General features: G+C 51.9%; 3 protein-coding genes. 2 read left to right on the forward strand and 1 reads right to left on the reverse strand.

The annotated features are described in order from the left end of the window. Positions 1–530: 530 nt before the first annotated feature. Positions 531–917 carry a large conductance mechanosensitive channel protein MscL gene (gene mscL / locus F561_RS0124025; RefSeq protein WP_026299190.1) on the forward strand — a complete coding sequence of 129 codons (387 nt, stop codon included), beginning with the start codon at positions 531–533 and terminating at the stop codon, positions 915–917. Between the two features lie 71 nt (positions 918–988). Here the strand turns inward: mscL and F561_RS27625 are convergent, their stop codons facing one another. After that, positions 989–2,287: an N-6 DNA methylase gene (locus F561_RS27625; RefSeq protein WP_019012510.1), complete on the reverse strand. Its 1,299-nt coding sequence runs from the start codon at positions 2,285–2,287 to the stop codon at positions 989–991. Positions 2,288–3,772: 1,485 nt separating this feature from the next. Here F561_RS27625 and F561_RS29375 point away from each other — a divergent pair. Continuing rightward, complete coding sequence (locus F561_RS29375) at positions 3,773–5,311, forward strand: hypothetical protein (protein ID WP_019012513.1); 1,539 nt, start codon at positions 3,773–3,775, stop codon at positions 5,309–5,311. Positions 5,312–5,332: the final 21 nt, after the last annotated feature.

Raw genomic sequence — 5,332 nt, forward strand, 5'->3', positions numbered from 1 at the left:
CCCGGTGTGGTCATGGCAAAAGACGCGACGCCCCAAGCCGTAGCTTCCCAGACCATCCTTCCCCAAACTGCCGCGCCGCAGCCCGCGCAAGCTGTGACCCCTGCCACTGCCGAAAAAGCCCCCGAGCACGTCTAGTACACGCTTTTCCTGCATACACCCGCCAGCTACTCCACTAGGCATTTGATTTTTGGCCGCGCCTCCGCTAGATTGGCGTGCGCTGGAACGGTGTCCGAGTGGTTGAAGGAGCACGCCTGGAAAGTGTGTAACGGGGCAACCTGTGAGGGAACTAGAAAAACTCCCTTCCTGTCGCCTAATTTCGGTGCTTGTTCCAACCCCCTATAGACACTTAGGGTTCGGTGACTTCCACATAATACCGCCCTCAGTACGAGCCAAGTGCTCAAGCTGAGGGCGTTTTCTTTTGGGTTCGCTTATGCCTCAATGTCATGACTTCAGCAGTTGACAAGCCATGTTGTTTCCTGCTGTCGTTGATACCCCTTTACAGTGGATAACAATTTAAGTAGGCTTGCTCCATGATAAGCGGATTCCAAAAGTTTCTTTTACGTGGAAATCTAATTGATCTCGCTGTCGGTGTCATTATCGGTGCGGCCTTCGGTGGCGTGGTCACGGCGTTTACGCAAGGCGTAATTATGCCTATCGTCGGCATTTTTGGAGGCGTCCCTAACTTTGATGCCCTGACTTTCAGCATCAATGGCAGCATCTTCAAATACGGCACGTTTCTCACGGCCTTGATCAACTTTCTGATCACAGCAACGGTAATTTATTTCTTTGTCATCACTCCCTTTACGCGCTTGATGGAACGTTTCAAGCGTGAGGAGAAGCCCGCTGTGGCCGAACCTACCAATGAAGAGAAGCTGCTGGCCGAAATTCGCGACGCGATTAAGATTCGCTCGTTCTAGGTCGCCGCGCACAGGAGCTGACGCAACCCGCTGCTAAGTGATTAACCTAAGAGTGCTCTCTTCAGGTCTGCTCACGCTTCAGAGCTTGAACGCTTCGGCAGCGGCACGCGCTCAGAGCAACGCGCTAGAGCTTCACGCCTTACCATCAGTGAAATAGCTGTGCCTACCTGAATGCCCTCACGGTTATAGGGTGTGCTGAAAATGCTGGGGTCAGGCTTGCCCTCTGGCGTGAGCTTGCCTGTGCGGTATCTGTCGCCGTTCAGGTTATCAATGGTGATCTGGTCAAAGGCGCTCAGGTAATGCTCTCTCATGCCCGTATGCGAGAGGCCATCGAGCCAAGAATAATTAGAGATGAAACACACCACACCCTGAGTTTGCTTGCCCTCTTTGGGCTGCGTTATTTGCCGTTCCGCCATCCTAAAGAACCGCACATAGAGGTCATTCAAGCCTTGGCCTACGGGCCTCGGCACGGCCTTAACCTCACGGTAGGCGTTGCCTAGCTCCTGCTCCTCTTTGACCCCGATCCCTGAGAAGCTGGAATAAGGCGGGTTGCCCAGTACCACCAGCACAGGCTCTTGCTGCTTGACGCTGTTGGACTCCTGCCACTCGCTCAGAAATTCCCCAAAGGCCGAAAGGTCAACGCTGCCTGTATCCGTATAGCCTGTGAGGGCGTTGGTGAGGTACACGCCCAACCGCTCGTCTGCGCCTAGCTCAAAGCCAAACTTTTTAAGCTGCATGTTGAGACGCATATGGGCCACTACGAAAGGCGCAGGCATCAGCTCAAAACCGAAAACCCTTTTAAGGGCGATTTCTTTGAGGTCTTGCCCGCTAAAGGCGTCCAGTTGCCCCTCTTCCTCTAGGGTGCGTTGAATCCGCTCCAACACCTTGAGAATGTAAGTGCCTGTGCCTGTGCAGGGGTCAAGGATCACCACTTCAGGCGAGGCCAAGCCCAAGCTCAGGCCCAAGTCATCGCGTAGGGTACGGTCTACCCGTTCCACCATGTATTCCACCACTTCTTCAGGGGTGTACCACACGCCGAATTGTTCCCTCAGCTCAGGGTCATAGGCTTCGAGGAACGGCTCATAAAAATACTGCACCGCTCGTTCCTCGCTGAAGTTTTTGAAGAAGGCGGTTCGGTTCACGCGGTCAAGGGCTTCTTGGGCGCTGTCCATCACTTCCACAAGGTTCATGGCCTGCATGGCCGCAGGTTTAGCGATTTCTCCAAAGAGCCGCTGAAGCCAATTAAACGCCGCTTTGGTTTTGGTTTCGTGGTGAATCACCCATGCACTGAACAGACCATAGAAGAGGGTCTGGACAAGGGTAGCCCGAAAAAAGTGCTCTCCCTGATCGGTGCTGAAACTGACGCCCAATAGCTCCTCTAAGGCGTTCCGTAGGCTGCTGAGGTTTGCCGTACCCTTCAGCTCTAGCCTTAGTCGTGCTTCTTTGGCGTAAGAGGCCAAGAATTAAAGCGAGATTGGCAGGCTTGGACAGGTCGGCCCGACGCACCAGCGCCCGTTTTAGAAATTCGAGGAACCGCTCATTCTCGGCCTCACTGATCTTCTAGGGTTGTTGTGCCGTTTTCCAAAATGCCTCTTCTGTGGGGGCAAGATCGAAGCGTTCTACCACCCTCACCACTTCTGCCCCTCCTCTTGGGCCAGCTCTACCATTGCGAAGCTGATGAGATTAGTCGCCACGACTTGCCCCTATGTTTTGAGGTATGTGAGCACTGGGGCAGAGGCAATGAGCGACGACAAGTCTTGGGGCGTCCCCTTGACCTCACAGACGCCGCGAGAGGGCATTAGCGCTTGCACCTTAGCCTCACCCTTCAACTTCTCAGGGGTGAAGAAAGCACCGTCAGGCAGGCCCGCACCCTTGCCTTTGGGGTGGGTGATGTAAATGACGTTGGGCTTCAGTGTGCTGCCGACTGCCGTGAACAGGGTTTCCAAAGCAGGATAGAAAGACGTTTCCGCCACCGCTTGAGGCCGAATCTGCACAAGACGGGTCAAGTAGGCACGTAGGAGAGTTGTGGACACGGCTCAGGATACGGGCAAGGGTAGAGGTCAGGAGCCACACTTGCCGCCTATCTGTTGAGCCTGTGATGCTTAGCAGTGATCTTAAGGAATATAAAGGCGGGTCTTGCTGTGTAGGACAGCATATATCTGCTCAATCTAAGGATTGAAAGCAGTTTTCTCATCTTCCCCCAATTTATTCCGTTGGTGTCGAGAACCATAAACTAATGGGACATATTATGTAATCAGTTAAACTTAGGAGGTCAAAAGGAGGCAGAAGATGAAGGGAGAAAGAGCGTTGGCGATGGAGCAAACAGCAGAGAAGGCGGCAAAGGCGAGGGAGGAAAGCACAGGTGAGGGAACTGAGGCTATGAAGCGTTCACCGATCCTAAGAACGACTCCAAGTGGTTTGACTGCTGACACAAGGCAGTATTTTAAGAGGCTGCCCTTTCGGGTGTGGGAATGCAGGGGCTACTGCTTCCGCTTTCCCGATGTGAATGACATGTGCCCCGTGTGCCTTGCTCACGTAGAAAAGATTATTTGCGACAGACTCGAAGTGACAGGCCAATCTCTTCGCCCCAAAGAGTGGCTATGCCTCTGGGAAGACTTGGGAAGGCCAATATAATATTGCCACGTTGGTACAAGTGAACTTGTCCTATCGAGATAAGCAATATAGATAATCAAAGGCTTATGGCAAAGATTATTTAATAGGGATACTTATTTAGGGAAAAGTTTTCCCTAGTTAGTACACGAAAAACATGCTCCTAGAGGGTATGATTTATCTGAACTGCATAAATAGGTGCGGTTCTGTAGTTATTTGTTGATTTATTGGAGTGTGATTAGCTGATGTCTATGAATCTGGATTCGTTGAATGAGTTTACCATTTGTTTCTTGGAGTACGTTCTATTCCGCCCTTGGGTAGATGATCACGATGATTCGTTGGTGGTGTGCTCGCAGGCTGTGATGCATGGGCTGGATGACACATTCCATTTGATGGAGCAGAAGCGTCCTGAAGTGCAAGAGCGTTTGGAGGATTTGCAGCACGTTCTAAGGGATATTCTCCCCTTCGAGATCATCCCTCCAGATGCCACGTGCGGGAGAGCAACTTGTATCCGCCCTGAAGTTCATCCAGAGCTAGGTTCATTGATTGAGCAAAGGAAATTGGAATTTCTCAATGGCGGGGGTGTCGCTCCATTAACCCTCCTTCCCAAGCCTCCTTTGACTGCTACAGAGAGAGAGATTTCTCTCAAGAAAAACCGCGCTGAAGGGCGAATTGCGAGCGCCACTGCCCCTAAAAAACACCCGCTGTATGAGGAGCTTCAGCAGCTCAACAGCAGAAAGCCCCATTCGTTTGCCCGACTAGAGGACAATCGCGCCGCCGCCATTGTTGCCGCTCGCTCCCTTCCCAGTGAAAGGAAGGCTATTTTCAACCTTGATATTCTGAACAGACTTCCTCACTGGCAAGCGTTTTATGCCACGAAAAGCGGTAGCCCACGCCTCTATACCGTTGGAGGAGGTCTTCAACTTCTCAGTAAAAAGGTACGACAGGCAGTGTTTGGGGAAGCGCTCCATTTTGACCTTGCCGCTGCCCAGCTCGCTGTGATCGCCAGAATTTGGGGAGCGCATGGCCTGCAAGAAAAATTGACAAGCAAAGGTTTAAAAGATGCATGGTCAGTTGTCGTGGAACCGCTCCAAGCCTACTACCCCTATATCACCAAAGAACACCTTAAACCCCTGATTTACCCACTCATCTTTGGGATGGGAAAGAAAAAACTAGCTGACGCAATTCAAAAGAGATGTCATCTGACTTTTGATGATTTTTTTGCTGCTTCAGAGATTATGCAGGAACTTCTAGAAACCAGACAGGCCAGAATGGACAGAATTAAAGAAGAGGGGCAGATCATTGATGCTTTTGGCAACCGCCATAAATTTATCGAACCCCACTTTAATAATCAATATTCTGGAAACCTCAGAGGTCTTCTGGCGTATGAAGCACAGTCTTATGAGGTTGCGTTGATGAAGCCCGCCATTCAATACACTCTTGGCAAGAAGTATTGCTCACTTGATTTGTTGATTCATGACGGAATAGTCGTCAAGGTGACAGATTCGGCAAAAAGAGGCCAAGGGGGGGAGCTAGGCCCTCAGTACCCGACACTTTCTGAATTGAGCGTCTGGCTGGATTTCAAAAGCCCAATGAGTTGCAGGGCTTCCGCCTCCCCACGCTCGTGGATGCAGACGAACGTCCGCACGAGGGTCCGGAGGCCCAGCGTCACCACACTCCAGGCTCGCCGACCGTGCGCCTTCACAGTGCAGGTTTGGAGAACCCCCACCAGCACGCACCAGACGTACGCCAGGGTCAATAGGCAGAGTAGGCGCTCCACGTGATCGTGGAGCGTCATGTGGGTG

Origin of the sequence: Deinococcus aquatilis DSM 23025, from assembly GCF_000378445.1 — a bacterium.
Taxonomy (GTDB): Bacteria; Deinococcota; Deinococci; order Deinococcales; family Deinococcaceae; genus Deinococcus; species Deinococcus aquatilis.